The sequence below is a fragment of the Rhodoferax lacus genome (assembly GCF_003415675.1).
GTDB classification, from domain to species: domain Bacteria; phylum Pseudomonadota; class Gammaproteobacteria; order Burkholderiales; family Burkholderiaceae_C; genus Allorhodoferax; species Allorhodoferax lacus.
The window spans coordinates 82,221-106,981 of the sequence record NZ_QFZK01000005.1; the positions used below are offsets into that span (position 1 = coordinate 82,221).

The window sequence follows — 24,761 nt, forward strand, 5'->3', positions numbered from 1 at the left end:
AGCATGAATCTGTTTTTGGACTCGTTTTGGCGTGCTGCCCTTTACTGTGTGCGGCCCCGCGTCATCGCACTTTCCTTTCTGCCTCTGGTGCTGATGGTGGCGCTGGCGCTGGGTCTGGGCTACTTGTTTTGGGACGCCGCGCTGGACCAGGTGCGCAGCTGGATGGAGTCGTTCACCTACATCAACATGGTCTGGCAGTGGCTGGACAGCGTAGGCGCGGGCAAGCTCAAGGCGGTATTGGCGCCGCTGTTGCTGGTGTTTGCCATCACGCCACTGATCGTGGTGCTGTCGCTGTTGGTCGTGGCCCTGTTGATGACCCCCGCCATTGTGAATCTGGTGGCCGACAAGCGCTTTGCAGGCATGCAGGCAAAGCAGGGGGCGAGCTTCGGTACCAGCCTGCTGTGGTCGCTGATGTCCACTTTGCTGGCTTGCATTGCCTTGCTGGTGTCGGTGCCGCTCTGGCTGGTTCCTCCCCTGGTCTTGTTGATTCCGCCCCTGATCTGGGGGTGGTTGACCTACCGCGTCTTGGCCTTTGACGCACTGGCTCACCACGCCAGCAAAGAGGAGCGTGTGCTGCTGTTCAAGCGCCACAGTGGCTGGTTGCTGCTCATGGGCGTGATCTCTGGCTACCTGGGTGCATCGCCCAGCGTGGTCTGGGCCCTGGGTGCCGGGTTTGCACCGGCATTCGTGATCCTGGTGCCGCTGGCCATCTGGATTTACACCTTGGTATTCGCTTTCGCATCGCTCTGGTTCAGCCACTACTGCCTGGCTGCCTTGCAGGCACTGCGCGTGCAATCCGCAGTGCTGCCTGAGGCGCCTGCCATCCCCCTGAAAGACGAGACATGAATTTCGGCATCATCATCATTGGAGACGAGATCCTCTCCGGCCGCCGTGAAGACAAGCACCTGGCCAAAACGATTGAACTGTTTGGCGCGCGCGGCCTGCAACTGGCCTATGCCGACTACGTGGGCGATTCGCCCGAGCGCATCACCGCCACCCTGCGGCGTGCCTTTGCCTCCGGCGACGTGGTTTTCTCCTTTGGCGGCATTGGTGCCACCCCGGACGACCACACCCGCCAATGCGCGGCGGATGCCCTGCAACAACCGCTGGTCCTGCATCCGCAGGCCAAAGACCTGATCCGCGAGCGCATGCAGGACATCGCCCGCGAAAAAGGGCAGCCTTACGAGCCCGAGCGTGACGACAATATGCACCGCCTGAACATGGGCGTGTTTCCGGAGCGCTCGCGCATCATCCCCAACCCCTACAACAAGATTCCCGGCTTTACCTGCGATGGTGCAGGCGAGGGTGCTGTCCATTTCGTACCCGGCTTCCCTGTGATGGCCTGGCCCATGGTGGAATGGGTTCTGGAGACCTTCTACGCGGCGCATTTCCGCCAGGACGCCTGGCAGGAGAACTCCATCATTGTGTTCGGCGCCATGGAGGCGGCTCTTACGCCCCTGATGGAGCGCCTGGAGCGCACGCACGCCGTCAAGGTCTTCAGCCTGCCCAGTGTGGACCACCCGCAATATGGCCGCCATATTGACCTGGGCGTCAAAGGCGCACCTGGGGTGGTGGAGGTGGCCTATGCCGATCTGGTGCAGTCACTCAAAGACCTGAAAATCCCGCTTGGCCCCGAAATGGTGCGTAAATAACAGCGCACCAAGAAGGCGCCAACCTGCCGTGGCGTTTTTGGTGCACAAGCCTGCTGCCGATCCAACATATGACCCGTGCAGCGAGGAATCGGCCAAATCTCAGGGCAAAATAGGGCGCTTTCTCAAATGGGTTTGCCGGATGCTTCTGGCACAAAAGCTGCATTGAGAAACCGGCAAACCTTTTTACAACCGTGCAACAGGAGTATTTGATGGCCAAGACCGTCGCTGACGTGATGAATATGGTGAAAGAGAACGAAGTCAAGTTTGTTGACTTCCGCTTCACCGATACCCGTGGCAAACAGCAGCACACCACCGTGCCTGTTTCCCACTTTGACGAAGACAAGTTCACCTCCGGCCACGCGTTTGACGGCTCCTCCATCGCAGGATGGAAGGGCATTGAAGCATCCGACATGTTGTTGATGCCCGATCCCGCAACCGCCAACATCGACCCCTTCTTTGAAGAAACCACCATCATCATGACCTGTGATGTGGTGGAGCCTGCCGACGGCAAGGCCTATGACCGCGATCCCCGCTCCATTGCCAAGCGCGCTGAAGCCTACCTCAAGGCCTCCGGCAATGGCGACACCGCCTTCTTCGGCCCCGAGCCAGAGTTCTTCATTTTTGACGGCGTGCGCTGGAGCACCGAACCCAACAACACCTTCTACGAAATCGACGAGTACGAAGCCCCCTGGAACACCGGCTCCAAGCTCGAAGGCGGCAACCGCGGCCACCGTCCCACCGTCAAGGGCGGCTACTTCCCCGTGCCCCCAGTGGACAGCACGCAGGACATGCGCGCTGAAATGTCCCTGATTCTCGAATCCGTGGGCATCCCGGTCGAAGTGTTCCACCACGAAGTGGCGGGCGCTGGCCAGAACGAAATCGGCACACGCTTCTCCACCCTGGTGGAACGCGCTGACTGGACCATGCTGCAAAAGTACGTGATCCACAACGTGGCCAATGCCTACGGCAAGACCGCCACCTTCATGCCCAAGCCCTACCACGGCGACAACGGTTCCGGCATGCACGTGCACCAGTCGGTCTGGAAAGACGGCAAGAACCTGTTCGCCGGTGACGGCTATGCAGGCCTGTCTGACTACGCGCTGTACTACATCGGCGGCATCATCAAGCACGCCCGTGCCCTGAACGCCATCACCAACCCTGGCACCAACAGCTACAAGCGCCTGGTTCCCCACTTTGAAGCACCGGTCAAGCTGGCTTACTCTGCCAAGAACCGCTCGGCTTCTATTCGCATTCCGTTTGTGGCCAACCCCAAGGGTCGTCGCGTGGAAGCCCGCTTCCCCGATCCTCTGATGAACCCCTACCTGGGCTTTGCGGCCTTGCTGATGGCGGGTCTGGACGGCGTGGAAAACAAGATCCATCCCGGCGAAGCAGCCACCAAGGATCTGTACCATCTGCCTCCCGAGGAAGATGCAAAAGTCCCAACCGTGTGCCACAGCCTGGACCAGGCCCTCGAGCACCTGGACAAGGACCGCGCGTTCCTGACCAAGGGCGGCGTGTTCACTGACTCCATGATCGATGCCTACATCGAACTGAAGATGCAGGAAGTCACCCGTTTCCGTATGGCCGTGCACCCGGTCGAATACGACATGTACTACTCCCTGTAATCAGGGGCTGAAAGCGCACCGGCCCTCTGGTCGGTGTCAGCAAAAAGGACTGCTTGTGCAGTCCTTTTTCATTGTGGCCTGGCAGGTGCCACTACAGGGGTGTGATGTGCTTTTATGGTTATTCGGCAGGTCAAAAATTTTGGCGCATACTTCTGGCCTGACCCGGCCTTCGCCATGGGTGGACTGAAAATGAAATTCGTTTTTTTACTGCTTTTATTCACTTCCAGCTTGGGTGTGGCGCAAGCCGCTGACGAGCGCATTTACCGCTGTGGCAACGAATACACCAACACCGTAACGGAAGCCCAGGCCAAAACCTGCAAGCTGATCTCGGGTGGCAATGTCACCGTGATCCAGGCCACCAAGCCGCAGCCTTCCAAGAGCTCAACCCCGGGCCAGCGTACCGACTCGGCAGATCAGCGCGCCAAGGACTCTGACGCCCGCATGATTCTGGAATCCGAGCTGCAGCGGGCAGAGGCCAAGCAGGCCGAGTTGCTCAAGGAATACAACAACGGTGAGCCAGAGCGCCAGGGTGCGGAAGCCCGCAACAACCAGAAGTACCTGGACCGCGTGGCTGCACTCAAGGCCTCGATAGCGCGCAATGACAGTGACATCGCCGGCATCAAGCGCGAATTGTCCCGGCTTGCGCCCGCAGGTGCTGCAGGCGGTTCCTCCTCTGCCACTTCCGGAAAATAAGCGGCTTGAACAAGCTACACACAAAGGCCCGTAGCGGGCTCAACAAGGAACTTGCCTTGTCCAATTTCCAGCCCTTTGATTTGCTGGCCACGCTGGTCACCGTAGTAGACCGCAACGGCCTGGTGCTGTTCTCCAATGCAGCCCTTGAGGATGTGTTGGGCATTTCGCGCCGCTCCATTGTCGGCACCGCTTTTGCCGAGGCCTTTACAGAGCCCAGCCAACTGCAAAACGCGCTGGAAGGCGCCATTGAAAACGAGTTTGGCGCCATGCGCTATGACGCCTGGCTCAAGCGCGTGGGTTTTGACGCGTTGCCGGTGCACGTCATCATCACCCGTGTGGATCTGGCCGACAGCATCATTGTCGAGCTGGTGCCCCTGGAGCAGCAGACCCGCCAGGACCGCGAGGAGCGCATCCTGGAGCAGGCACAAAGCAACAAGGAACTCATCCGCAACCTGGCCCACGAAATCAAGAACCCGCTGGGCGGCATTCGTGGTGCGGCGCAGTTGCTGGAGCTCGAGATGGATTCGCCGGAGCTGACCGAATACACCCAGGTCATCATCCACGAGGCCGACCGCCTGCAAAGCCTGGTGGACCGCCTGCTGGCACCCCACCGCCGGCCGCACATGGTGGGGGACGTCAACATCCACGAGGTCTGCGAGCGTGTGCGCTCGCTCATCGTGGCCGAGTTCCCCAAGGGCCTTCGCGTCGTGCGTGACTACGACACCTCCATCCCCGAGTTCCGCGGTGACCGCGAGCAGCTCATACAGACCGTGCTCAACATTGCGCACAACGCCGCGCAAGCCCTGAGCGAACGCATAGCCGAGGGCGATGCGGAGCTTACTTTCAAGTCCCGCGTGATGCGCCAGATCACATTTGGCAAACAGCGCTACCGGTTGGCATTGGAATTGCATGTCATTGACAACGGACCTGGCGTGCCAGATTCGATCAAGGACCGCATTTTCTATCCGCTGGTGTCGGGAAGGGATGGTGGTTCTGGCCTCGGGCTCACATTGGCGCAAACCTTTGTCCAGCAACACCAGGGAATGATCGAGGTCGATAGCGTGCCCGGCCGTACGGATTTCAAAATTCTGATTCCGTTACCGTAATGCCAGACACGAGGAATGAGAAGACCATGAAGCCGATTTGGATCGTTGACGATGACCAGTCCATACGCTTCGTCCTGGAGAAAGCATTGCTGCGCGAGCATCTGCCCACACGCAGCTTTTCCAATTCACGCGATGTATTGGCAGCCCTCAGTACTGCCGCAGACGACGAAGGCCCGCAAATCCTGGTGAGCGATATCCGCATGCCGGGTGGCACGGGTCTGGAGCTGCTGGAAAAAGTGAAGGTCAAGTACCCCGGCCTGCCGGTGATCATCATGACGGCGTTTTCCGACCTGGACAGCGCAGTCAGCGCCTTCCAGGGCGGTGCCTTTGAATACCTGCCCAAGCCCTTTGATTTGCCCAAGGCGGTGGAACTGATACGCCGCGCCGTGGAAGAAAGCCAGCGCGAAGAGGTCAGTGAAGAGCGCATGACCGAGACGCCCGAAATGCTGGGCCAGGCCCCCGCCATGCAGGACGTGTTCCGCGCGATCGGGCGCCTCTCGCAAAGCAATGTCACGGTGCTCATTACCGGCGAGTCCGGCTCGGGCAAGGAACTGGTGGCGCGTGCCCTGCATAAGCATTCACCGCGTGCCAACGGCCCGTTTGTGGCGATCAACACGGCTGCCATCCCCAAGGACCTGCTGGAGAGCGAGCTGTTCGGTCATGAGCGCGGCGCCTTCACCGGCGCGCAGACCATGCGCCGCGGCCGCTTCGAGCAGGCCGATGGCGGCACGCTGTTTCTGGACGAAATCGGCGACATGCCGTTTGAGTTGCAGACACGCCTGCTGCGTGTGCTGTCGGACGGCCACTTCTACCGCGTGGGCGGCCACAGTGCCGTCAAGACCAATGTGCGCGTGATCGCCGCCACCCACCAGGACCTGGAGAACCGCGTCAAGGAAGGCGTGTTCCGCGAGGACTTGTTCCACCGCCTCAATGTCATCCGCCTGCGCCTGCCCGCACTGCGCGAGCGCAAGGAAGACGTGTCCATGCTGACGCGCCACTTCCTGCAGGTGAGTGCCAAGCAGCTGGGTGTGGAGCCCAAGCGCATTTCGGAAGCGGCCCTGACCTGGCTGGAGGGCTTTGCCTTCCCCGGCAATGTGCGCCAGCTGGAAAACCTGTGCCACTGGCTTACCGTGATGGCACCGGCCCAGCTGATTGAACCCAAGGACCTGCCACCCGAAGTGGGCGTGGCCCGGCTGGACGCCGGTGTGCCCAAGGCTGTGGCCGCAGCGGTGGTGCAGGAGGCTGCCCCGGCTTTCCTGGAAGCTGCAGCCCCGGCAGCGGCGCCCGTGAACGCGTTTTCTGCGCACAGCATGGCAGCCACTGCGGACGCCTTGCAGGAGTGGGAGCAGGGCTTGGAGGGTGAGGCCATTGCGCTGCTCAACAGTGGCCGTCTGGACGTGTGGGATGTGCTGACCCGGCGCTTTGAGTCGCGCCTGATACTGGCAGCCTTGGCCACCACCAAGGGCCGCCGCATTGAAGCCGCGCACAAGCTGGGTATTGGCCGCAACACCATCACCCGCAAGATTCAGGAACTGAACCTGGAGTAAGGAATTGCCCGGGGCGGCCGGGCGAACGGCTAGCCTAACTCAACGACCACGGGTGCGTGGTCGCTGGGGCGCTCATTCTTGCGTGGGGTCTTGTCAATCACGCAGGACTTCACCTGCGCTTTGAGTGCCTGGCTCACCAGGATGTGGTCAATGCGCAGGCCGCGGTTGCGCCGGAAACCGGCATCGCGGTAGTCCCACCAGCTGTAGCTTTTGGGGGGCTGCGGGAACAGGCGGTGGCTGTCGGTCAGGCCCAGGGCGATCAGTGCGTTGAGCTGGTAGCGCTCCTCGTCGGTGCAATGGATGGCATCGCGCATGCCCTCCGGGTCCCACACATCCAGGTCATCAAAAGTGATGTTGTAGTCGCCCATGAGCAGCAGGCGCGGGTGCTTGACCAATTCTTCTTTCAGCCAGCTGCGCAGGCCCTTGAGCCACTCCATCTTGTACTCAAACTTGTCGCTGCCGGGCTCCTGGCCGTTGGGGAAATAGGCGCCCACCACGCGGATGCTCTGTGCGCCGTCTCCTTCGCCCTGGCTTACCGTGCCGGTGATCACGCGCGCCATGTCGTCATCAAAGCCGGGGATGTTTTTCACCACATCGGTGGCGGGTGTGCGGCTCAAGAGCGCCACGCCGTTGTAGGTCTTCTGGCCAAAGCTGTGCGACAGATAGCCGGCCTGTGCAAACTGGTCGGTGGGGAACTTGTCGTCGGTCAGCTTGAGCTCCTGCAGCACCAGCACATCCACCGGGTTGGCGGCCAGCCAGTCCAGTACCTGCGGCAGGCGTACGGTTAAAGAGTTGATGTTCCAGGTGGCAAGTTTCATGGCGGGGTCATTCAATATTCGGGGCAGGGCGTCTGCAATGCAGCGGCACTATAGTCCATGCATTGTGCCCATTTGCCCGAGGTCCCGATGAAGCTGCATTCCCTCTCCCGAACTGCCTTGTTGCCGCTGCTGCTGGCGTCCTTTGCCCAGTGTGCCCACGCGGCCGAGCCGGTGCACATCTCGCTGATCGCCATCAATGACTTCCACGGCAACATCCAGCCCCCCAGTGGCAGCGTACTCATGCCCGATGCGGCCAACCCCGCCGGCACGCGTGTAGCGGCCGGTGGTGCGGCCTACCTATCCAGCCTGGTGCAACAACTCAAAAGCCAGAACCCGGGTCGCACCCTGGTCGTGGGCGCGGGCGACCTGGTGGGCGCCACACCGCTGGCCTCCGGGCTGTTCCATGATGAGCCGACCATTGAGGTGCTCAACCAGATTGGCCTGGATGTCTCCAGCGTGGGTAACCATGAATTCGACAAGGGCCGCACCGAGCTGCTGCGCCTGCAAATGGGGGGGTGCTACCCGCGCCCGGCGGATGGCTCCAGCGGCACCGTGGGGGTGGACACCTGCATGAACGCAGGCACCTTCTCCGGTGCCAGGTTCCAGTATCTGGCGGCCAATGTGCTGGACACGGCTTCCGGCAAAACCTTGTTCCCCGCGACCGCTCTGCGGGACGTGGGCGGCGTGAAGATCGGCTTCATCGGCCTGACCCTGCGCGCCACGCCCTCGGTAGTCACACCGGCGGGAGTGGCCGGGCTGCAGTTCCTGAGCGAGGTGGCCACGGTCAACCGGCTGGCACCCCAGCTCAAGGCCCAGGGTGCGGCCGCAGTCGTGGTGCTGATTCACCAGGGCGGGCAGACCAGCGCACGCACGGTGCAGGACAAGACCTGTCCGGATTTCAGTGGGCCCATCCTGGCCTTGGCGGACCAGTTTGACAGCGCGGTGGATGTGGTGGTCAGCGGCCACACGCACCAGGAATATGTGTGTGTGCGTCCGGACGGCAAGCTGCTTACACAGACCGGCTTTTACGGGCGCCTGTTGACGCAGATTGATTTGCAGATAGACCCCGTCGCGCGCCGGGTGCTGGCCAAGGATGCCAACAACCGGGTGGTGCTCAATGGCGCTGTGGTGAAAGATGCCAACGGCAACCCGCTGCCACTGCCCCAAGGCGCCACCGCCCTGCAGCCAGACCCGGCGGTGGACGCCATCGTGCGCCGCTATGGCGACCTGAGTGCACCGCTCTCCGACATGGAAGTGGGCCGCCTGGCCGCGCCGCTGGACCGGCGCACCAACGCCGCGGGCGAAAGCACCCTGGGCGCGGTGATTGCCGATGCCTACCTGGCCGGTTCGTCCGACCCAAGCTATGGCGACCGGGCAGCACAGATTGCCTTCACCAACCCGGGTGGCCTGCGCACCGACCTGAGCAGCAGCCTGGCCGTTACCTTCGGCCAGCTCTTCAGCGTGCTGCCCTTCAACAACAGCCTGGTCACCATGGACCTGACCGGCGCGCAACTGCTGCGCCTGCTGGAGCAGCAGTGGGAGAAGCCGCAGCCGCCCGGCGGGCGCATCCTGCCGGTCTCCAACGGTTTCAGCTATGTGTGGGATGCCAGCGTGCCCGAGGGCGCAGCGCCCGGCACGGGCCACCGCGTGGTGCCCGGCTCCATGCGGCTGAACGGTGTGCCCATGGCCATGGACCAGAGCTACCGGGTTACGGTGAACAGCTTCATGGCCTCGGGCGGCGACGCCCTGAGCGTTTTCAAGCAGGGCCGCAATGTGCAGGAAGGCGAAACCGATCTGGTGGCCGCCAAGCTCTACTTCCGGCTCAAGGGCGTTTTACCTGTGCCGCAGATGGGGCGCATTCAGCGCCTGAACTGAAGCGCAGAGGGTCGCTGCTAGATGTGGAAGGACGCCAGCGCCCCCACCACCACGCCCACACCACCCACGCCAAACATGGCGTATTCCAGCCACTTCTTTTTGGTCAGCAGGGCAATGGCGGCCAGGGCAATCGCCACCTGCAGCACGGTGGTGGCCTGGGCCCAGCGGTGGTGCTGGTGCATTTGCTCATCGCTCCGGTGGTCCCACTCGGTGGCTTCGCCTTCGAGCTTTTCGGCCACCACCTTGATCTCGCCTTTTTCCTTTTCGTAGCGGTCCATCTTGGCTTGGTAGGCGGGCTTGGCGGTGTCCAGGCTGAGGTCACGCGCCAGCTCGGCCAGGGCCTGCTTGGTGCTCTTGGCCTGGAAGTAATTCCATTGGTTGGAGGCCTCCGCCTTCTTGAGCGCGGCGTTGTTCTTGTACAGCCCGGCATTGGCTTGGGTGGCGCCTCCCATGTAGGAAAAAATGGCGCCCACCGTGGCGATGATGGCGGTGAACATGGCGATCTGGTTGATCATGCCGCCGTTGCCATGGTCGCCGTGGCCACCCTGGATGGCGTGCTCCAGCTCGTGGTCGTGGGGGCCGTGGACGTGAAAACCATGCTCAGACATTCTTCAAACTCCTGTTGTGCGTCAAGGTAATAAAACGGTAGCGCAGCCCGCTGGCTGCGGTGTGTTCTTCGCGTGCTGTTTCCTGCCAATCCGGGCCGAAGACCGGGGCAAACGCATCGCCTTGCACTTCCACATCAATCTCGGTAACAACAGCAGTGGTGGCCAACGGCAGGGCCAGCGCATAGAGCTGCGCGCCGCCTATCACCCACACATGCGGCGCATCACCACACAGCGCCATGGCCTGCTCCAGCGAGTCGGCACGCAGGGCACCCGCGCTTTGCCAGTCGGCTTGGCGGGTCACCACCACATTGGCGCGCCCCGGCAGGGGGCGGAATTTGGGTGGAAGCGAGTCCCAGGTCTTGCGCCCCATGATCACCGGGCAGCCCAGGGTGGTGCGTTTAAAGTGCGCCAGGTCTTCGGGCAAATGCCAGGGCAGGCCGCCGTCCACGCCGATCACGCCGCTGGTGCTGCGGGCAAATACCAGGTGCAACTGCATGGCTGGCCTCAGACTGCGACAGGCGCCTTGATGGCCGGGTGGCACTGGTAGTCCAGCACCTCAAAGTCTTCCAGCTGGTAGTCAAACAGCGAAGGCGGTTGGCGCTTGATGCGCAGCGTGGGGTAGGCAAAGGCCTCGCGGCTGAGCTGCTCTTCCACCTGGGCGTGGTGGTTGCTGTAGATGTGGCAGTCGCCACCGGTCCAGATGAAGTCGCCCACCTCCAGGTCGCACTGCTGCGCCAGCATGTGGGTCAGCAGTGCGTAGCTGGCAATGTTGAAAGGCACGCCCAGAAAAATGTCGGCGCTGCGCTGGTAGAGCTGGCAGCTCAGGCGCCCTTTGCCGCCGGGCTCTTCGGCCGGTGCCACATAAAACTGGAAGAAGGCGTGGCAGGGCATCAGCGCCATCTTGGACAGGTCGGCCACGTTCCAGGCGCTCACAATCATGCGGCGCGAATCGGGGTTGGTCTTGAGCGTGTGCAGCAGCTCGCTGATCTGGTCGATATGGCCGCCGTCCGGCGTAGGCCAGCTGCGCCATTGCACGCCATACACCGGGCCCAGGTCGCCATCGGGCTTGGCCCATTCGTCCCAGATGCTCACATTGCGTTCTTTGAGCCAGTTGTTGCTGCTCGACCCGGTGAGGAACCACAGCAGTTCCTGGATGATGGAGCGCAGGTGCACCTTCTTGGTGGTCACCAGCGGAAAGCCCTCGGTCAGGTCAAAGCGCATCTGGTAGCCAAAGGCACTGCGTGTGCCAGTGCCGGTACGGTCGGGCTTGTTCACGCCGGTGGTGTACACGTGGCGCATGAAATCTTCGTACTGGGAGCGCACAGGGCGCGCAGGGCTGGGGCTGTTCATGGCAGAAAAAGGGCAGAGGGGTTCATGGTGTTGTTCGGATCCAGCGCCAGTTTGATGGCGCGCATCAAGCCCAGCGCCACCGGGGACTTGTGCTGTGCCAGCTTTTCGCGCTTCAAGGTGCCGATGCCGTGCTCGGCCGAAATGGAGCCCTGGAAGCGTTCTACTTGCGCATAGACGATGGCGTTGATGGGCTTTTCCTGGTCGCGCAAAAAGGCTTCGGCATCCGAGCCCTCAGGGGCCTGCACGTTGTAGTGCAGATTGCCGTCGCCCAGGTGGCCGTAGTTGACCATGCGCGCGCCGGGGAACGCCTGGGCTATTTGCGCATCGGTCTCGCGCACGAAGTCGGGAATGTTGGACACGGCCACCGAAATGTCGTGCTTGATGTTCAGGCCTTCCTGCGCCTGTGCCAGCGGAATGCTCTCGCGGATGTGCCAGAGCGCGCGCGCCTGGGAAATGTTTTCTGCCACCACGGCGTCAAGCACGCAGCCGTCCTGCAGGGCTTCTTCCAGCAGGTTTTCCAGCAGGCCGCGGGCATGGGCCTCGGAGGCGTGGTCCGACACTTCCAGCACCACGCAAAACGCGTCGTCGCCCTCAAAGGGTACGTTTTGCTGGGGGAAGTGCTTGCGCACCAGGGACAGGGCAAATTGCCCCATCACTTCAAAGCCCGTCAGGCCCGCATGCAGTTGCTGCTGCGCCAGACCCAGCAGTTCCACCGCGGCCTCCAGCGAGGGCACCGAGGCAAAGGCGGTGAGCATGGATTTGGGCAAGGGGTACATCTTCAGGGTGGCCGCGGTGATCACACCCAGCGTGCCCTCGGAGCCTATGAACAGATGCCGCAGGTCGTAGCCGGTGTTGTCCTTGCGCAGGCCCGACAGGCCATTCCAGACCTCACCCGCAGCCGTCACCACCTCCAGGCCCAGGCACAGCTCGCGCGTGTTGCCGTAGCGCACCACCTGCGTGCCGCCGGCATTGGTGGCCAGGTTGCCGCCTATGGTGCAGCTGCCCTCGGCAGCCAGGCTCAAGGGGAACAAGAAGCCTTCTTTCTCGCAGGCTTCCTGCAGGTTCTGCAGCACACAGCCAGCTTCCACGGTGACGGTCAGGTTGGCGGCGTCCATGGTGCGGATGCGGTTCATGCGGGTCAGGCTCAGCACCACCTGCGTGCCGCTGGCATCCGGCGTGGAGCCCACCACCATGCCGGTGTTGCCACCCTGTGGCACCAGGCTGACGCCCGCAGCTGCACAGGCCTGCACCACGCGCGCCACCTCAGAGGTAGAGGCAGGGCGCACAACGGCCAGGGCCTTGCCGTGTTCGCGTTTGCGCCAGTCGAGCTCCCAGGCGCTCAGGTCACCCTCGGTGAGCACGTTGGGCGCGCCGACGATGGCACGCAGGGTTTCCAAAAATGGTTCTTTATCTTGCACGGTGGTAGCGCTCACGAATTTCAGGAGACAGTGGGTGCCGCAGCCTGGGCTTCCACAGCGGGTGCCGGCGCGTTGCGCTGGCGTGTGCGCACATGCAGCAGGCAGGCCGCAAACAGGCACAGGCACAGCACCACTTCGGCCAGGGCCAGGTAGTTGCCGGGCGCCTTGTCACCCCAGGCGCGCACCACGCCCTCAATAAAGTACAACCACACCACCAGGCTGACCCAACGGTAGGTGTACATGCGGTTCTTCAGCAGCCCTGCCATCGGCAGGCACAGGGGCAGCACCTTGAGGGCCAGCCACGAGCCGCCCGGACGCAAGGGGGCGAGCCAGAGCTCCCAGGCCAGGCACAGCACAATCAGTGCGACGAGACTGCCAACGGCCAGCACGCGGCTGAGTTGGACGGTGGCGGTGGGGGGGGTGGAGGGGGCAGGGGAGGCTATGTGCATGGCAGTGGCATCATAGCGGGATGCAATTCACTGACAGACCGATAGACCGATTCCGGGTTTGGCTGGCCGACGTTGCCAGCGTGCGCTGGCTGGACGCCGCCCACACCCTGCGCGAGCGTTTTCGCGAAGACCGACTGGGCCTGACCGCCAGCAGCCTGACATTCACCACCACCATCGCCTTGGTGCCTTTCTTTACGGTGGCACTGGCGGTGTTCACCGCCTTCCCCATGTTTGCCAAGTTCCAGGACGTGCTGCAGAAGTGGCTGGTGGAAAGCCTGGTGCCCGACAACATTGCGCGCCAGGTGCTGGGCTATCTGGGCCAGTTTGCGGGCAAGGCCAGCAAACTCGGTGTGGCTGGCCTGGCCGTTCTGGTGGCCAGCGCGCTGGCCTTGATCTTCACCATAGACCGCACGCTCAACAGCATCTGGCGCGTGCGCGCACGGCGTCCGTTTGGCCAGCGCGTGCTGATCTATTGGGCTGCCATCACCCTGGGGCCCGTGTTGCTGGGTGCGTCGCTCAGCATGACCTCGTATGCGCTGTCGGCCTCCAAGGGCCTGGTGGGTGCTATGCCGGGCGGTGTGAGCCTGTTGCTGGATGTGTTGCAGTACCTGCTGGTGGCCGGTGGCATGGCCGCCATGTTCCATTACGTGCCCAACACCTTTGTGCGCTGGGGTCATGCCTGGATGGGCGGCCTGTTTGTCTCCACCCTGATGGAAGTGGCCAAGAAGCTGCTGGCCTTGTACCTGAGCAAGGTGCCCACCTATTCGGCGGTGTATGGGGCCTTTGCCACCTTGCCCATCCTGCTGGTCTGGATTTACATGGCCTGGGTAATTGTGCTGCTGGGTGCAGCACTCACTGCCTATGTGCCCAGCCTGATTGCCGGCATTCCGCGCAGGCGCAGCGGCATTGGCTGGCAATTCCAACTGGCGCTGGAGGTCTTGCGCGAGCTGGACCTCGCCGCCAGCCTCCCGGGTAAAGGCCGCACCATGGCCGAGCTGTGCAGCACGCTGGCGGTGGATGCGCAGCGCGTGGAAACCGTGGTGGAGGCGCTGACCGGCCTGGACTGGATTGGCCAGCTCAACGAAGCCGATGTGTTTGGCGCCGAAGCCCGCTTTGTGCTGCTGGCCCGCCCCGAAGCCGTGACCCTGGCACCGCTGATGGAGACGCTGCTGCTGCCACGCAACGCGGGCAACGAGAAGCTGTGGCAGGGCGGTAGCTGGTCGTCCAGCACTTTGCGCCAGGTTATTTGAGGCACGGGTAGTCATTGGTTACCGCTGGACCCACTTCGCTCACTGCGGCACAAGGGGCATGCCGGGTTCCTCATGGTGGAGTACCACAAATCGTCACCTGGCATACCCCTTGCACCGCGGGTGTGGGCTCAGGAGCGGCGAGCAGGCTACCGCGTAATAACATGAGCAACTCATGTCGCAACCGCCGAGCGCCACAACTCAGTACAAATGCGAAGCGCTCAAAAACCTCTTTAACCGAATTGGCTTGTGTCACCGCTGCCTTCATGCACTCACGTTGGTCTTGTTTTTCTCTTCTAAGAAGGCCCAGAGGATTCACTTGAAATTTAACTGGAATTTTTGTATTTAATTTGATCAAAGCCTTTGACGTCGAACTCGAACATTGGAGCGGCTTCTTGAAAAACATTTACCGAAATACGTAATCTCTTTGCTTTGAGCATCTTCCCTAAAAATTTGTCGTAATTCTGAATGAAAAGCACTTTACTGCTGTGGTCTGCAGACCCAATCGCAGAAAAAGTTGTGGGTGAATCATCGTCGAAACGAACCACAACATTACACCCTTCGTAAAGACGACATATAAATTGACCCTTCTCAATGCGGAAGACAACGTCCCTCCCGTACCGTGGATGGGTTCTCAGAGTCAACGTACCATACTGCGGTCCAGAATATGGGAAGTCAAAATCAACAGTGTTTGTGCTAACAACGGTTGCCTGGTGTATGAGTCCCTTACCCATTGGGTCGTCAGTGTGAATGTACTCCCACTGTAAGCCCTCATCCAGACGATTCACTTGCTCCAAAAGCTCTTTAGCCAGTCGTTCGTACTTGGCGCCAATATCTGGATAATCTCGCGTAAGCATGTCCATGGCTCTGGAGCGGTCCCGAGGTGAACTGTTTACATTATTTATGTCAAATAGATATGACTTTATTTCGGCATTCCGCACAAGTGCCGCAAGTTCAGGAGTCCCAAGTGCCTCTGCACAATTGCTGAGACCACGAGCTGCCGCCCAAAACTTCTCTTCTCTCATTAGGGAATCATATTTCTTTTTTCTTTCAACTATTGATTTGGAACACTCTTGGCGAGCAAGCTCCCCATCTTCACTCTGTGGTCTTTTGTTGGAGTTCGGTAACTGAACGGGTTGTGTTGATTGAGTGTGCCGAGTTGGTGGGAGTCCGAAGTCGAACGCGCTGTACAGTGCAATCAAGAGTACAGTCAGAAACAAATACCTCAACCACTGTGGCATGGCCCCGATATATTTTCCCAACCGATATGAGATGCCCTGCGACATTTGCAGCCCTTTCCTGTGGGAGCATTTTTGATAAAGCGAGCCACGGAATACCCAGTGCCAAGCCATAAAAGGAATTCACTACAACGCCACCATTGGCACTTTCCTTCGTGTGCTGTGCCATGTTTATGCGGTGGCTAGGCGAACGTCTTGACTACGTCGCCATATTCTTCTGAACTTTTCTGCAGCGCGTGATTACCTTCGCGGGCGGAAGCTCGTTCATGGTGTGTGAAGTTCCTATCCAGATCATTGACAATTTGCAACTATCTAGTCCAATTTGGTTCATTGGCTTTGTCCTGCATCCAATATTTGATTTCCGAAATTGGGTGCACATCATCCCTCTGCACTTCACTCAAATTAACAGGGAAAATTACAGTGTTGTATCCAGGCGCGCCCAAACTGCACGCTACTGGAAACAAGTATGTTTTTATGCCGTTTTCAAAAACCCCGTCAGCGCCTTGAGCATGGGCTCCGGCGTCTCCAGCATCTGGTGGTGGCCGCCCGGCAGCAACACCACTTGGGCGTTGCGTGCCTTGGCCATCAGGCCTCTGGCTGCCTTGGGTGGCGTCATCTGGTCCTGCTCGCCCAGCACAAACAGGGTGGGGCAGCTGACTTGCTCCATGGCGGCTTCGCCATGGCGGTAGCTGTCGCAGGCCACAAAGCCGGTGTGGAACAGGTTGACCTCTGTGTTGCTGGCCAGCACACGGCGACCCAGAGCCAGGGATGCGCCATAGACCCAGGTGCCCGGCCCCAGGGCCGAGGGCGGTGGCGCCAGGGTGCTGCGTGAAAACACGTTCACCATCTGCAGCGCCTTCTCGGGTGCGTTGAGCGAGGCTTCCAGCAGGGCAGGGGCCACCGCCATGGGAAATGCCGTGCCCACCAGCACCAGTTGGCTCACCCGCATGGGCGCGCGGGCAGCGGCTTCGAGCACGATCAAAGAGCCCAGGCTGTGGCCCACCAGTGCGGCCTTCTGCACGCCTGCTGCATCCAGCAGGGCCCAGACAAAGTCGGCAGCTTCTTCCACCGAGGTGCAGGGCGCACCGCCACTGCGGCAGTGGCCCGGCATGTCGACGGCCAGCACATTCCAGCCGTGGTGGGCCAGGTAGCGGCTTTGCAGAATCCAGACGCTGTGGTCGTGCAGCACGCCGTGCACCAGCAGCACCGTGGGCTTGGCGGCGTCAAAGGGCTTGCCGCCGGTGTAGCAATAGATGGCTGCGTTGTTGACTTGAAGAAACATATCAGGCCTTTGTCTTCTCGGCCACGCGCAGCGCACGCTTGAGGTCATCGAGCAAATCGTCGGCTTCTTCCAGGCCTATGGACAGGCGTATCGTGCCCTGGCCAATGCCGCTCTGCGCCAGCGCCGCGTCATCCATGCGGAAGTGGGTGGTGCTGGCCGGGTGGATCACCAGGCTGCGGCAGTCGCCCACATTGGCCAGGTGGCTGAATACCTTGAGCGCTTCCACAAAAGCCTGGCCCTGCGCCCGCGTGCCGCGCAAATCGAAGCTGAAGACCGAACCCGCCCCGCGCGGCAGTAGCTTTTGTGCCAGCCCATGGTCCGGGTGACTCTCCAGCATGGGGTGGCCAACGCGCGATACCAGGGGGTGTGCTGCCAGAAACTCCACCACCCGCGTGGTGTTGCGCATGTGGCGCTCCATGCGCAGCGACAGCGTTTCTATTCCCTGCAAGATCAGCCAGGCCGAGTGCGGGCTCAAGCAGGCGCCAAAGTCGCGCAGGCCCTCGCGCCGTGCGCGCAGCAAAAAGGCGCCCACCGTAGCCTCCTCGGTAAACACCATGTTGTGAAAGCCCGCGTAGGGCTCGGAGAGTTCCGGGAACCTGCCGGACTTGTCCCAGTCAAAACTGCCACCATCCACCACCACGCCACCAATCACCGTACCGTGGCCGCTCAGGAACTTGGTGGCCGAGTGGTAGACCAGGTCCGCGCCCTGGGTGAAGGGCTGGACCAACCAGGGCGTGGTGAGCGTCGAGTCCACCAGGAGTGGCACGCCGGCGGCGTGGGCTATTGAACTGACTTCGGGCGTGTTGAGCACATCCAGTCCGGGGTTGCCCACGGTCTCGCCAAAAAACAGTTTGGTGTTGGGCCGCACGGCCGCGCGCCAAGCGTCCAGGTCGCCGGGCTTCACGAAGGTGGTGTCAATGCCAAAGCGCTTGAGGGTGTAGTGCAGCAGATTGTGTGAGCCACCATACAGCGCGGTGGAGGCCACGATGTGGCTGCCCGCGCCCATCAGCGTGGCAATGCACAGGTGCAGTGCGGCCTGGCCGCTGGCCACCGAGATGGCGCCCACGCCGCCTTCGAGCGCCGAGATGCGCTGCTCCAGCACCGCATTGGTGGGGTTGCTGATGCGCGAATACACATGGCCCGCGCGCTCTAGGTTGAAGAGGGAAGCCGCATGGTCGCTGGACTCGAACACAAACGACGTGGTCAGGTGAATCGGCACCGCGCGCGCGCCGGTGGCGTCCGGTGTGGCACCGGCGTGCAGGGCGAGCGTGTCAAATCCCGGGTCGGCATAGCCTGCCATGGGCGTCTCCTGTGAAGGTGTTCTGAAAGTGTGGGGTATACAGGGCTGGAAACCAGCAGATTGTGGGCTATATTCAAGATCCAGAACCCAATCCTGTGTCACTAGGAAATACCATGAAAGTCAGCGATATCCTGCGCGTCAAAGGCGGCACCCTGTTCACCGCCCATCCGGATGAAGCCCTGTCCCGCGCACTCGACCTGATGGCAGAAAAAGATATCGGTTCCCTGGTGGTCATGGAGCATGGCGCACTGGTGGGCATGCTGACTTTTCGCGAGGTGATCCAGACCCTGGTGAAAAACGGCGGCAGCATTGGCAGCACGGCAGTGCGCGCCTCCATGGACGACGCGCCCCTGACCTGCACCATGGAGACTGAAATGGACGAGGTGCGCCGCATGATGCTGGAGCGCCATGCCCGCTACATGCCGGTAATGCAAGACCACATGCTCATGGGCGTGATCAGCTTCTATGACGTGGCCCGTGCGGTGGTGGACAGCCAGAACTTCGAAAACCAGATGCTCAAGGCCTACATCCGCGACTGGCCCGAGGGCGAAGCGCCCGTAGCCCCCGCGGCCCCTTAAACCTTCCGACCAAAAAGGCGTGCCGCCTCGGGGATAATCCCCCGCATGAGCGGCAATACCTTCGGACACCTTTTCGCAGTCACCAACTTTGGTGAATCCCACGGCCCGGCCATTGGCTGCGTGATTGACGGCTGCCCGCCCGGCATGGAATTGAGCGAGGCCGACATCCAGACCGACCTGGACCGCCGCCGCCCCGGCACCAGTCGACACGTCACCCAGCGCAACGAGCCCGACGCGGTGCAGATCCTCAGCGGCGTCTACCAGGGCCGGACCACCGGCACGCCGATCGCGCTGCTGATCCAGAACACCGACCAGCGCAGCAAGGACTACGGGAACATCCTGGAGACCTTCCGCCCGGGACATGCCGACTACACCTATTTCCAGAAATACGGCATCCGCGACCCACGTGGGGGTGGACGCTCCAGCGCACGCCTGACCGCACCCATGGTGGCCGCAGGGGCTGTTGCCAAGAAGTGGCTGAAGGAAAGATTTGGCACCGAGTTCCGTGGCTGCATGACGCAGGTTGGCGATGTGCCCATCGGCTTCGAGTCCTGGGACCATGTGCCCCACAACCCCTTCTTCGCACCCGTGACCGATGTCGCTGCGCTCGAAGACTACATGGACGCCCTGCGCAAAGCCGGTGACTCTTGCGGCGCGCGCATCCGCGTCTCGGCCTCCAACGTACCGGTGGGCTTGGGCGAGCCGCTATTCGACAAGATGGACGCCGATATTGCCTACGCCATGATGGGCATCAACGCGGTCAAGGGTGTGGAGATTGGCGCCGGTTTTGCCAGCGTGGCCCAGCGCGGCACCACCCATGGCGACTCCCTCACGCCTGCAGGCTTTGCCAGCAATAACGCCGGTGGCGTATTGGGCGGCATCAGCACCGGGCAGGACCTGGAGGTGAGCATTGCCATCAAGCCCACCAGCTCCATCATCACGCCGCGCGATTCCATTGATTCGGCGGGCAACCCCACCCAGGTGGTCACCAAGGGCCGCCACGATCCTTGCGTGGGCATACGCGCCACCCCGATTGCCGAGGCCATGCTGGCGCTGGTGGTGATGGACCACGTGCTGCGCCACCGGGCCCAATGCGGCGATGTGGTTCACACCCTGCCGCCGATTCCGGCAAGCCGGTAGGTCAGGCAGGTTTTTCCGCCGGGCCGCGAGCTACGCGCAGCGAGCGAACGTGGGGGCCACACTTCTATCGATGGGGGCGCAAGGGATCGTCATGCACGATGCCCCAGCCAGACACATCACTGCTTGACCCAGGTGGGGGCTGGCTGCGCGACTGCCACTGGTCCACGTACCACAGCGCCAGGCCAGTGCCACCAATCAGGACGACCGCGATCACCACGAGCTTGAGCACCGTGACCCAGACCGGGGGTTCGTCGTCATCATTCTTCATCTGCCGCTACTCCAAATAAATTTTTCTGCCAAGCGCATTCTCAACCCTGGCGCACGTCCGGAGCCAAAGAGATGCTTTATTGCGGGTAAGCCATACTAATTTGGTGCCAGTAGGTGTAAATACTGAGTATGCAGTGCAATTTAGTACCGCAACACGCTTTGCAAGTATCGTTTCTGCATCAGCGAGTCAGTATCTTCCATCTGTCAGTGCTGGATGCAAAAAAGCATTGAACGAAGCACCTCATATCAACACTCTGGAGACATAGACATGACACTCAAAACCCGCGTTGCAATGGCTGCAACCCTGGTCGCATCCCTGTGCGGCATCTCGGCCTCGGCTACCGAACTGGTGATCGCCACCGTCAACAACGGCCACATGATCGAGATGCAAAAGCTCGGCAAGAATTTTGAAGCCGCCAACCCCGATATCAAGCTCAAGTGGGTCACTCTGGAAGAAGGCGCACTGCGCCAGCGCGTCACCACCGACATCGCCACCAAGGGCGGACAGTTCGACGTCATGACCATCGGCATGTACGAAACCCCCATCTGGGGCAAAAAGGGCTGGCTCAAGGAATTGAAGGGTGATGCCAGCTACGACGCAGATGACATCCTGCCTGCCATGAAAGACGGTCTGTCGGTTGGCGGAAAAATGTACGCAGCCCCCTTCTACGGCGAAAGCTCCATGCTGATGTACCGCAAAGACCTGACCGACAAGGCCGGCATCAAGTTCGCAGACCGCCCCACCTGGGACCAGGTGCGTGACGCCGCTGCCAAGATCCATGACCCCAAGAACGGCGTGTACGGCATCTGTCTGCGCGGCAAGCCGGGCTGGGGTGACAACATGGCCTTTCTGTCCACCATGGCCAACAGCTATGGCGCCCAGTGGTTTGACATGAAGTGGAAGCCCCAGCTGGAATCCAAGCCCTGGAAAGACGCAGTCACCATGTACGTGGAGCTGCTGACCAAGTACGGCCCTCCCGGCTCTTCGGCCAACAGCTTCAATGAAATCCTGGCCCTGTACAACGAAGGCAAGTGCGGCATGTGGATTGACGCCACGATTGCAGCCTCGTTCATCACCGACCCCAAGCAGTCCAAGGTGGCTGACAAGGTGGCGTTTGCACAAGGCCCTTACGCTGTGACCCAGAAGGGCGCCAACTGGCTGTGGGCCTGGGCCCTGGCCATTCCGGCTGGCACCAAGAACGCGGACGCGGCACAGAAGTTCATCAACTGGGCGACTTCCAAGGACTACATCAACCTGGTGGGCAAGACCAACGGCTGGGCCCACGTGCCCACCGGCACCCGCAAGTCCACCTACGCCAATCCGGAGTTCCAGAAGGCTGCCGTGTTTGCTGCTGCTGAAAAAGCCGCTATTGATTCGGCCAACCCCAACGACAGCACGCTGCCCAAGTCGCCGTACGTGGGCGTGCAGTTCGCGGCCATCCCCGAGTTCCAGGCCATCGGTATCGCAGTGGGTCAGCAGATGAGTGCGGCTCTGGCCGGCAAGACCACGATTGATGCGGCCTTGAAGGCTTCGCAAACAGCCGCCGAACGCGAAATGAAAAAGGGCGGCTACTACAAGTAATACCCATTTGGCTACTGCGCGGCCCGATCTGAGGCCCGGGGTGCTCGCCGTACGGGAGTACGGCTGTGCGCCTCGGACCTCACCTCGAGCCGCTCGCTACGCCAACTGGGCATCACTTGGGCACCTTTGACGGGTGCCTTCATTTGCTCACTCGTCCATAAGAAAAATTACGAGACACATCCCATGAAGAAACTCCTGCCGCGGCTCCTGCTGACGCCTGCTGTTGCGTCACTCCTCCTGTGGATGATCGTCCCGCTGGTGATGACGATTTATTTTTCGGTCATCCGCTACAACCTGATGCAGCCCGAAGAAACCGGCTTTATCGGGCTGGAAAACTTCGAATACTTTCTGACAGACCCCTCTTTTACGGTGGCGGTCTTCAACACGCTGTTGCTGCTGGGCAGCGTGATCCTGATCACGGTGATCTTCGGCACTGCCATTGCGCTGTTGATTGACGACCCGTTCCCTGGCCGCGCCATCGTGCGCCTGCTGCTGATCTCGCCCTTCTTCGTCATGCCCACAGTGAATGCCCTGCTGTGGAAGCACATGATGATGAACCCGATTTACGGGGTGCTGGCGCAGGTGTCCATCTTCTTTGGCCTCACCCCCATCGACTGGCTGACCGACTTCCCGCTGGGCTCCGTCATCATCATGGTGGCCTGGCAATGGCTGCCCTTTGCCACGCTGATTTTCATGACCGCGCTGCAAAGCATGAACCGCGAACAGTTGGAGGCCGCGCGCATGGATGGCGCCACCTACCTGCAGCAATTGCGCTACCTCTACATCCCGCACCTGGGCCGCTCGGTGGCCGTGGTGGTGATGATCGAGATGATCTTCCTGCTCAGCGTATTTGCCGAGATCTACACCACCACCGGTGGCGGACCGGGTGATGCCAGTACCAACATGGCCTTCCTGATCTTCAAGCAGGCGCTGCTCAACTTCGATGCCGGTGTGGCCTCCGCGGGCGCGCTGTTTGCCGTGGTGCTGGCCAATATCGCCGCCGCCTTTCTCATCCGCATGGTCGGCAAGAACCTGGACAAATAACACCATGGCACACACCCGCTCCAAATATCCACCCCGGCTCATCATCCGCACGGCTGCGGCCTGGGCTGTCACGCTGCTGCTGTTCTTTCCGCTGGGCTGGCTGATCCTGACCGCGTTCAAAACCGAGCTGCAGGCCATTGCCGTGCCGCCGCTCTTGGTGTTCACGCCCACGCTGGAGAACTTCTCCATCGTGCAGGAACGCAGCGACTACCTGCTGTTTGCCAAGAACTCGCTGCTCACCAGCGTGCTCTCCACCGTGCTGGGGTTGGCGCTGGCGTTTCCGGCCGCCTACGCCATGGCCTTCTTCAAGGGCAAGTACACCAAAGATATTTTGATGTGGATGCTCTCCACCAAGATGATGCCCGCCGTGGGCGCGCTGGTGCCGGTGTATGTGATGGCGCAGACCTCCGGCCTGCTCGACAGCCTGACCGCGCTGGTGATTGTGTTCACCCTCTCCAACCTGCCCATCATGGTGTGGATGCTGTACTCCTACCTGAAGGAAATTCCGCACGAAATCCTGGAAGCCTCGCGCATGGATGGCGCCACACTGTGGCAGGAATTCCGCATGGTGTTGCTGCCCCTCACCCTGGGTGGCCTGGCCTCCACCGGCCTCCTGTGCCTGGTGCTGAGCTGGAACGAAGCCTTTTGGTCGCTCAACCTGGGTGCCGCCAAGGCCGGCACCTTGGCCACGCTGATTGCCAGCTACAGCAGCCCCGAGGGCCTGTTCTGGTCCAAGCTGTCGGCCGCGTCGCTCATGGCGATTGCACCCATCGTGGTGTTTGGCTGGTTCAGCCAGAAGCAATTGGTCCAAGGCCTGACCTTCGGCGCCGTCAAGTAACAACTATTTCAAGAGACACACCATGGCATACCTCGAACTGCAAGGCATAGAAAAAGAGTTTGGCAATGTGCGCGTGATCCGCGGCATTGACCTGCAAATCAACCAGGGCGAATTCGTCGTGTTTGTCGGCCCCTCGGGCTGCGGCAAGTCCACGCTCTTGCGCCTGATCGCCGGCCTGGAAGAAAACGACGGCGGCAAGTTGCTGCTCGACGGGCGCGACATCACCAATGAGCCCAGCAGCAAGCGCGACCTGGCCATGGTGTTCCAGAGCTACGCGCTCTACCCGCACATGAGCGTGTTCGAGAACATGAGCTTTGCCCTGAAGCTCGCCAAGGTGGACCAGGCAGTGATTCAGGAGAAAGTGGGACGCGCCGCCAAGATCCTGAACCTGACTGACTACCTGCAGCGCACACCCAAGGAGCTCTCCGGCGGCCAGCGCCAGCGTGTGGCCATTGGCCGCGCCATTGTGCGCGCACCCAAGGTGTTTCTGTTTGACGAGCCTCTGAGCAACCTGGACGCGGCCCTGCGCGGCCAGACCCGTATCGAGATCGCCAAGCTGCACCGCGACCTGGGCGCCACCACCATTTACGTGACACACGACCAGGTCGAAGCCATGACCCTGGCCGACCGCGTGGTGGTGCTGCGCGACGGCAAGATCGAGCAGGTAGGCACGCCGCTGGAGCTCTATGACCGCCCGGCCAACCAGTTTGTGGCCCAGTTCATCGGCACGCCGCAAATGAACATGGTGGCTGCCAAAGATCTGCAGCCCCTGGTGCAAAGCACCGGCCTGTCCGTGGAGCCCGATGGCTTTATTGGCCTGCGCCCGGAAAACGTCACGCTGTGCGCCGCGGGCCAGGGCCTGATGGACGCCACGGTGGATCTGGTGGAAGCGCTGGGTGCCGAGACCCTGATCTATGTCTCCACCGCGAGCGGTGTGCAACTGGTATCCCGCCAGAACGAGCGCACCGAGCTGCACGCAGGCAACACCGTGGGCTTGCGCATCGATGTGGATGCTGCCCATCTGTTTGACGCCAAGGGCCGTATCACCCGCACCGGAAAAGCCCGCGAGACGCTGGTTCACTAACCCTGCATTACGCATTCAAC

At 61.4% G+C, this 24,761-nt stretch carries 24 protein-coding genes; 14 read left to right on the top strand and 10 right to left on the bottom strand.

The window, feature by feature from the left end; genetic code table 11:
• Window positions 1–3 precede the first annotated feature (3 nt).
• The 6 genes from DIC66_RS10295 (at window position 4) to ntrC (ending at window position 6,623) form a co-directional block, all read left to right on the top strand.
• Window positions 4–846: an EI24 domain-containing protein gene (locus tag DIC66_RS10295; protein ID WP_117176795.1), complete on the top strand. Its 843-nt coding sequence runs from the start codon at window positions 4–6 to the stop codon at window positions 844–846.
• A complete protein-coding gene (locus tag DIC66_RS10300) occupies window positions 843–1,652 on the top strand; it encodes a competence/damage-inducible protein A (protein WP_117176797.1) in 810 nt (269 codons plus the stop codon). The genes DIC66_RS10295 and DIC66_RS10300 overlap by 4 nt, the downstream gene beginning before the upstream one ends.
• Window positions 1,653–1,861: 209 nt before the next feature.
• The gene (gene glnA / locus DIC66_RS10305) at window positions 1,862–3,277 is read left to right on the top strand and encodes a type I glutamate--ammonia ligase (protein ID WP_117176799.1); all 1,416 of its coding nucleotides are present in this window, start codon (window positions 1,862–1,864) and stop codon (window positions 3,275–3,277) included.
• A gap of 189 nt (window positions 3,278–3,466) precedes the next feature.
• A complete protein-coding gene (locus tag DIC66_RS10310; protein WP_117177195.1) occupies window positions 3,467–3,970 on the top strand; it encodes a hypothetical protein in 504 nt (167 codons plus the stop codon).
• A 56-nt stretch (window positions 3,971–4,026) separates the two neighbouring features.
• A complete protein-coding gene (glnL, locus tag DIC66_RS10315) occupies window positions 4,027–5,076 on the top strand; it encodes a nitrogen regulation protein NR(II) (RefSeq protein WP_117176801.1) in 1,050 nt (349 codons plus the stop codon).
• 26 nt (window positions 5,077–5,102) lie between these two features.
• A complete protein-coding gene (gene ntrC, locus DIC66_RS10320) occupies window positions 5,103–6,623 on the top strand; it encodes a nitrogen regulation protein NR(I) (protein ID WP_117177197.1) in 1,521 nt (506 codons plus the stop codon).
• A gap of 29 nt (window positions 6,624–6,652) precedes the next feature.
• Here the strand turns inward: ntrC and xth are convergent, their stop codons facing one another.
• On the bottom strand, window positions 6,653–7,441 hold the full coding sequence (xth, locus tag DIC66_RS10325; RefSeq protein ID WP_117176803.1) for an exodeoxyribonuclease III: 789 nt from the start codon (window positions 7,439–7,441) through the stop codon (window positions 6,653–6,655).
• 87 nt (window positions 7,442–7,528) lie between these two features.
• Between xth and DIC66_RS10330 the strand changes: the two genes are divergently transcribed.
• Complete coding sequence (locus tag DIC66_RS10330; RefSeq protein WP_117176805.1) at window positions 7,529–9,316, top strand: bifunctional metallophosphatase/5'-nucleotidase; 1,788 nt, start codon at window positions 7,529–7,531, stop codon at window positions 9,314–9,316.
• A gap of 17 nt (window positions 9,317–9,333) precedes the next feature.
• Here DIC66_RS10330 and DIC66_RS10335 read toward each other — a convergent pair whose 3' ends face one another.
• Genes DIC66_RS10335 through DIC66_RS10355 form a run of 5 tightly spaced genes read right to left on the bottom strand, consistent with a single transcriptional unit; the run spans window position 9,334 to window position 13,141 of the window.
• Window positions 9,334–9,924 (bottom strand): DUF4337 domain-containing protein, encoded by a 591-nt coding sequence (locus tag DIC66_RS10335; protein ID WP_117176807.1) that lies wholly within the window; start codon window positions 9,922–9,924, stop codon window positions 9,334–9,336.
• Window positions 9,917–10,420 carry a dihydrofolate reductase gene (locus DIC66_RS10340; RefSeq protein ID WP_117176809.1) on the bottom strand — a complete coding sequence of 168 codons (504 nt, stop codon included), beginning with the start codon at window positions 10,418–10,420 and terminating at the stop codon, window positions 9,917–9,919. The genes DIC66_RS10335 and DIC66_RS10340 overlap by 8 nt, the downstream gene beginning before the upstream one ends.
• Before the next feature lie 8 nt (window positions 10,421–10,428).
• Complete coding sequence (locus DIC66_RS10345; protein ID WP_117176811.1) at window positions 10,429–11,274, bottom strand: thymidylate synthase; 846 nt, start codon at window positions 11,272–11,274, stop codon at window positions 10,429–10,431.
• Window positions 11,271–12,692 (bottom strand): FAD-binding oxidoreductase, encoded by a 1,422-nt coding sequence (locus DIC66_RS10350; RefSeq protein WP_117177199.1) that lies wholly within the window; start codon window positions 12,690–12,692, stop codon window positions 11,271–11,273. The genes DIC66_RS10345 and DIC66_RS10350 overlap by 4 nt, the downstream gene beginning before the upstream one ends.
• A 20-nt stretch (window positions 12,693–12,712) precedes the next feature.
• Window positions 12,713–13,141 (bottom strand): DUF2069 domain-containing protein, encoded by a 429-nt coding sequence (locus DIC66_RS10355; RefSeq protein WP_117176813.1) that lies wholly within the window; start codon window positions 13,139–13,141, stop codon window positions 12,713–12,715.
• A 20-nt stretch (window positions 13,142–13,161) separates the two neighbouring features.
• Here DIC66_RS10355 and DIC66_RS10360 point away from each other — a divergent pair, with 20 nt between their 5' ends.
• Window positions 13,162–14,391: a YihY family inner membrane protein gene (locus tag DIC66_RS10360; protein ID WP_117176815.1), complete on the top strand. Its 1,230-nt coding sequence runs from the start codon at window positions 13,162–13,164 to the stop codon at window positions 14,389–14,391.
• 323 nt (window positions 14,392–14,714) lie between these two features.
• On the opposite strand, the gene DIC66_RS22895 is transcribed toward DIC66_RS10360, so the two are convergent.
• The 3 genes from DIC66_RS22895 to DIC66_RS10375 all read right to left on the bottom strand — a co-directional run bounded on the left by DIC66_RS22895 (window position 14,715) and on the right by DIC66_RS10375 (window position 18,208).
• Window positions 14,715–15,674, bottom strand: coding sequence for a hypothetical protein (locus DIC66_RS22895; RefSeq protein ID WP_147321285.1), 960 nt, complete (start codon window positions 15,672–15,674; stop codon window positions 14,715–14,717).
• A gap of 424 nt (window positions 15,675–16,098) precedes the next feature.
• A complete protein-coding gene (locus DIC66_RS10370) occupies window positions 16,099–16,908 on the bottom strand; it encodes an alpha/beta fold hydrolase (RefSeq protein ID WP_117176819.1) in 810 nt (269 codons plus the stop codon).
• 1 nt (window position 16,909) lies between these two features.
• Window positions 16,910–18,208, bottom strand: coding sequence for an O-acetylhomoserine aminocarboxypropyltransferase (locus tag DIC66_RS10375; RefSeq protein WP_117176821.1), 1,299 nt, complete (start codon window positions 18,206–18,208; stop codon window positions 16,910–16,912).
• A gap of 113 nt (window positions 18,209–18,321) precedes the next feature.
• Here DIC66_RS10375 and DIC66_RS10380 point away from each other — a divergent pair, with 113 nt between their 5' ends.
• Window positions 18,322–18,786 carry a CBS domain-containing protein gene (locus tag DIC66_RS10380; protein ID WP_117176823.1) on the top strand — a complete coding sequence of 155 codons (465 nt, stop codon included), beginning with the start codon at window positions 18,322–18,324 and terminating at the stop codon, window positions 18,784–18,786.
• Window positions 18,787–18,831: 45 nt separating this feature from the next.
• The gene (gene aroC / locus DIC66_RS10385) at window positions 18,832–19,926 is read left to right on the top strand and encodes a chorismate synthase (RefSeq protein WP_117176825.1); all 1,095 of its coding nucleotides are present in this window, start codon (window positions 18,832–18,834) and stop codon (window positions 19,924–19,926) included.
• Window positions 19,927–19,990: 64 nt separating this feature from the next.
• Here the strand turns inward: aroC and DIC66_RS10390 are convergent, their stop codons facing one another.
• Window positions 19,991–20,194, bottom strand: a complete 204-nt coding sequence (locus DIC66_RS10390; RefSeq protein WP_117176827.1) for a hypothetical protein — start codon at window positions 20,192–20,194, stop codon at window positions 19,991–19,993.
• Window positions 20,195–20,461: 267 nt separating this feature from the next.
• Here DIC66_RS10390 and DIC66_RS10395 point away from each other — a divergent pair, with 267 nt between their 5' ends.
• From DIC66_RS10395 to DIC66_RS10410, 4 genes are all read left to right on the top strand, one after another.
• A complete protein-coding gene (locus DIC66_RS10395; RefSeq protein WP_117176829.1) occupies window positions 20,462–21,775 on the top strand; it encodes an ABC transporter substrate-binding protein in 1,314 nt (437 codons plus the stop codon).
• A 183-nt stretch (window positions 21,776–21,958) separates the two neighbouring features.
• Window positions 21,959–22,819, top strand: a complete 861-nt coding sequence (locus DIC66_RS10400; protein WP_117176831.1) for a carbohydrate ABC transporter permease — start codon at window positions 21,959–21,961, stop codon at window positions 22,817–22,819.
• Between the two features lie 4 nt (window positions 22,820–22,823).
• Complete coding sequence (locus tag DIC66_RS10405) at window positions 22,824–23,657, top strand: carbohydrate ABC transporter permease (RefSeq protein WP_117176833.1); 834 nt, start codon at window positions 22,824–22,826, stop codon at window positions 23,655–23,657.
• Between the two features lie 22 nt (window positions 23,658–23,679).
• Window positions 23,680–24,741: an ABC transporter ATP-binding protein gene (locus DIC66_RS10410; protein ID WP_117176835.1), complete on the top strand. Its 1,062-nt coding sequence runs from the start codon at window positions 23,680–23,682 to the stop codon at window positions 24,739–24,741.
• Window positions 24,742–24,761: the final 20 nt, after the last annotated feature.

Bases quoted from the DNA above. Each gene is read 5' to 3' on its own strand.
- DIC66_RS10295 (WP_117176795.1), top strand. From the start codon at position 4: ATGAATCTGTTTTTGGACTCGTTTTGGCGTGCTGCCCTTTACTGTGTG.
- DIC66_RS10300 (WP_117176797.1), top strand. From the start codon at position 843: ATGAATTTCGGCATCATCATCATTGGAGACGAGATCCTCTCCGGCCGC.
- glnA (WP_117176799.1), top strand. From the start codon at position 1,862: ATGGCCAAGACCGTCGCTGACGTGATGAATATGGTGAAAGAGAACGAA.
- DIC66_RS10310 (WP_117177195.1), top strand. From the start codon at position 3,467: ATGAAATTCGTTTTTTTACTGCTTTTATTCACTTCCAGCTTGGGTGTG.
- ntrC (WP_117177197.1), top strand. From the start codon at position 5,103: ATGAAGCCGATTTGGATCGTTGACGATGACCAGTCCATACGCTTCGTC.
- xth (WP_117176803.1), bottom strand. From the start codon at position 7,441: ATGAAACTTGCCACCTGGAACATCAACTCTTTAACCGTACGCCTGCCG.
- DIC66_RS10330 (WP_117176805.1), top strand. From the start codon at position 7,529: ATGAAGCTGCATTCCCTCTCCCGAACTGCCTTGTTGCCGCTGCTGCTG.
- DIC66_RS10335 (WP_117176807.1), bottom strand. From the start codon at position 9,924: ATGTCTGAGCATGGTTTTCACGTCCACGGCCCCCACGACCACGAGCTG.
- DIC66_RS10340 (WP_117176809.1), bottom strand. From the start codon at position 10,420: ATGCAGTTGCACCTGGTATTTGCCCGCAGCACCAGCGGCGTGATCGGC.
- DIC66_RS10345 (WP_117176811.1), bottom strand. From the start codon at position 11,274: ATGAACAGCCCCAGCCCTGCGCGCCCTGTGCGCTCCCAGTACGAAGAT.
- DIC66_RS10355 (WP_117176813.1), bottom strand. From the start codon at position 13,141: ATGCACATAGCCTCCCCTGCCCCCTCCACCCCCCCCACCGCCACCGTC.
- DIC66_RS10360 (WP_117176815.1), top strand. From the start codon at position 13,162: ATGCAATTCACTGACAGACCGATAGACCGATTCCGGGTTTGGCTGGCC.
- DIC66_RS22895 (WP_147321285.1), bottom strand. From the start codon at position 15,674: ATGTCGCAGGGCATCTCATATCGGTTGGGAAAATATATCGGGGCCATG.
- DIC66_RS10370 (WP_117176819.1), bottom strand. From the start codon at position 16,908: ATGTTTCTTCAAGTCAACAACGCAGCCATCTATTGCTACACCGGCGGC.
- DIC66_RS10375 (WP_117176821.1), bottom strand. From the start codon at position 18,208: ATGGCAGGCTATGCCGACCCGGGATTTGACACGCTCGCCCTGCACGCC.
- DIC66_RS10380 (WP_117176823.1), top strand. From the start codon at position 18,322: ATGAAAGTCAGCGATATCCTGCGCGTCAAAGGCGGCACCCTGTTCACC.
- aroC (WP_117176825.1), top strand. From the start codon at position 18,832: ATGAGCGGCAATACCTTCGGACACCTTTTCGCAGTCACCAACTTTGGT.
- DIC66_RS10390 (WP_117176827.1), bottom strand. From the start codon at position 20,194: ATGAAGAATGATGACGACGAACCCCCGGTCTGGGTCACGGTGCTCAAG.
- DIC66_RS10395 (WP_117176829.1), top strand. From the start codon at position 20,462: ATGACACTCAAAACCCGCGTTGCAATGGCTGCAACCCTGGTCGCATCC.
- DIC66_RS10400 (WP_117176831.1), top strand. From the start codon at position 21,959: ATGAAGAAACTCCTGCCGCGGCTCCTGCTGACGCCTGCTGTTGCGTCA.
- DIC66_RS10405 (WP_117176833.1), top strand. From the start codon at position 22,824: ATGGCACACACCCGCTCCAAATATCCACCCCGGCTCATCATCCGCACG.
- DIC66_RS10410 (WP_117176835.1), top strand. From the start codon at position 23,680: ATGGCATACCTCGAACTGCAAGGCATAGAAAAAGAGTTTGGCAATGTG.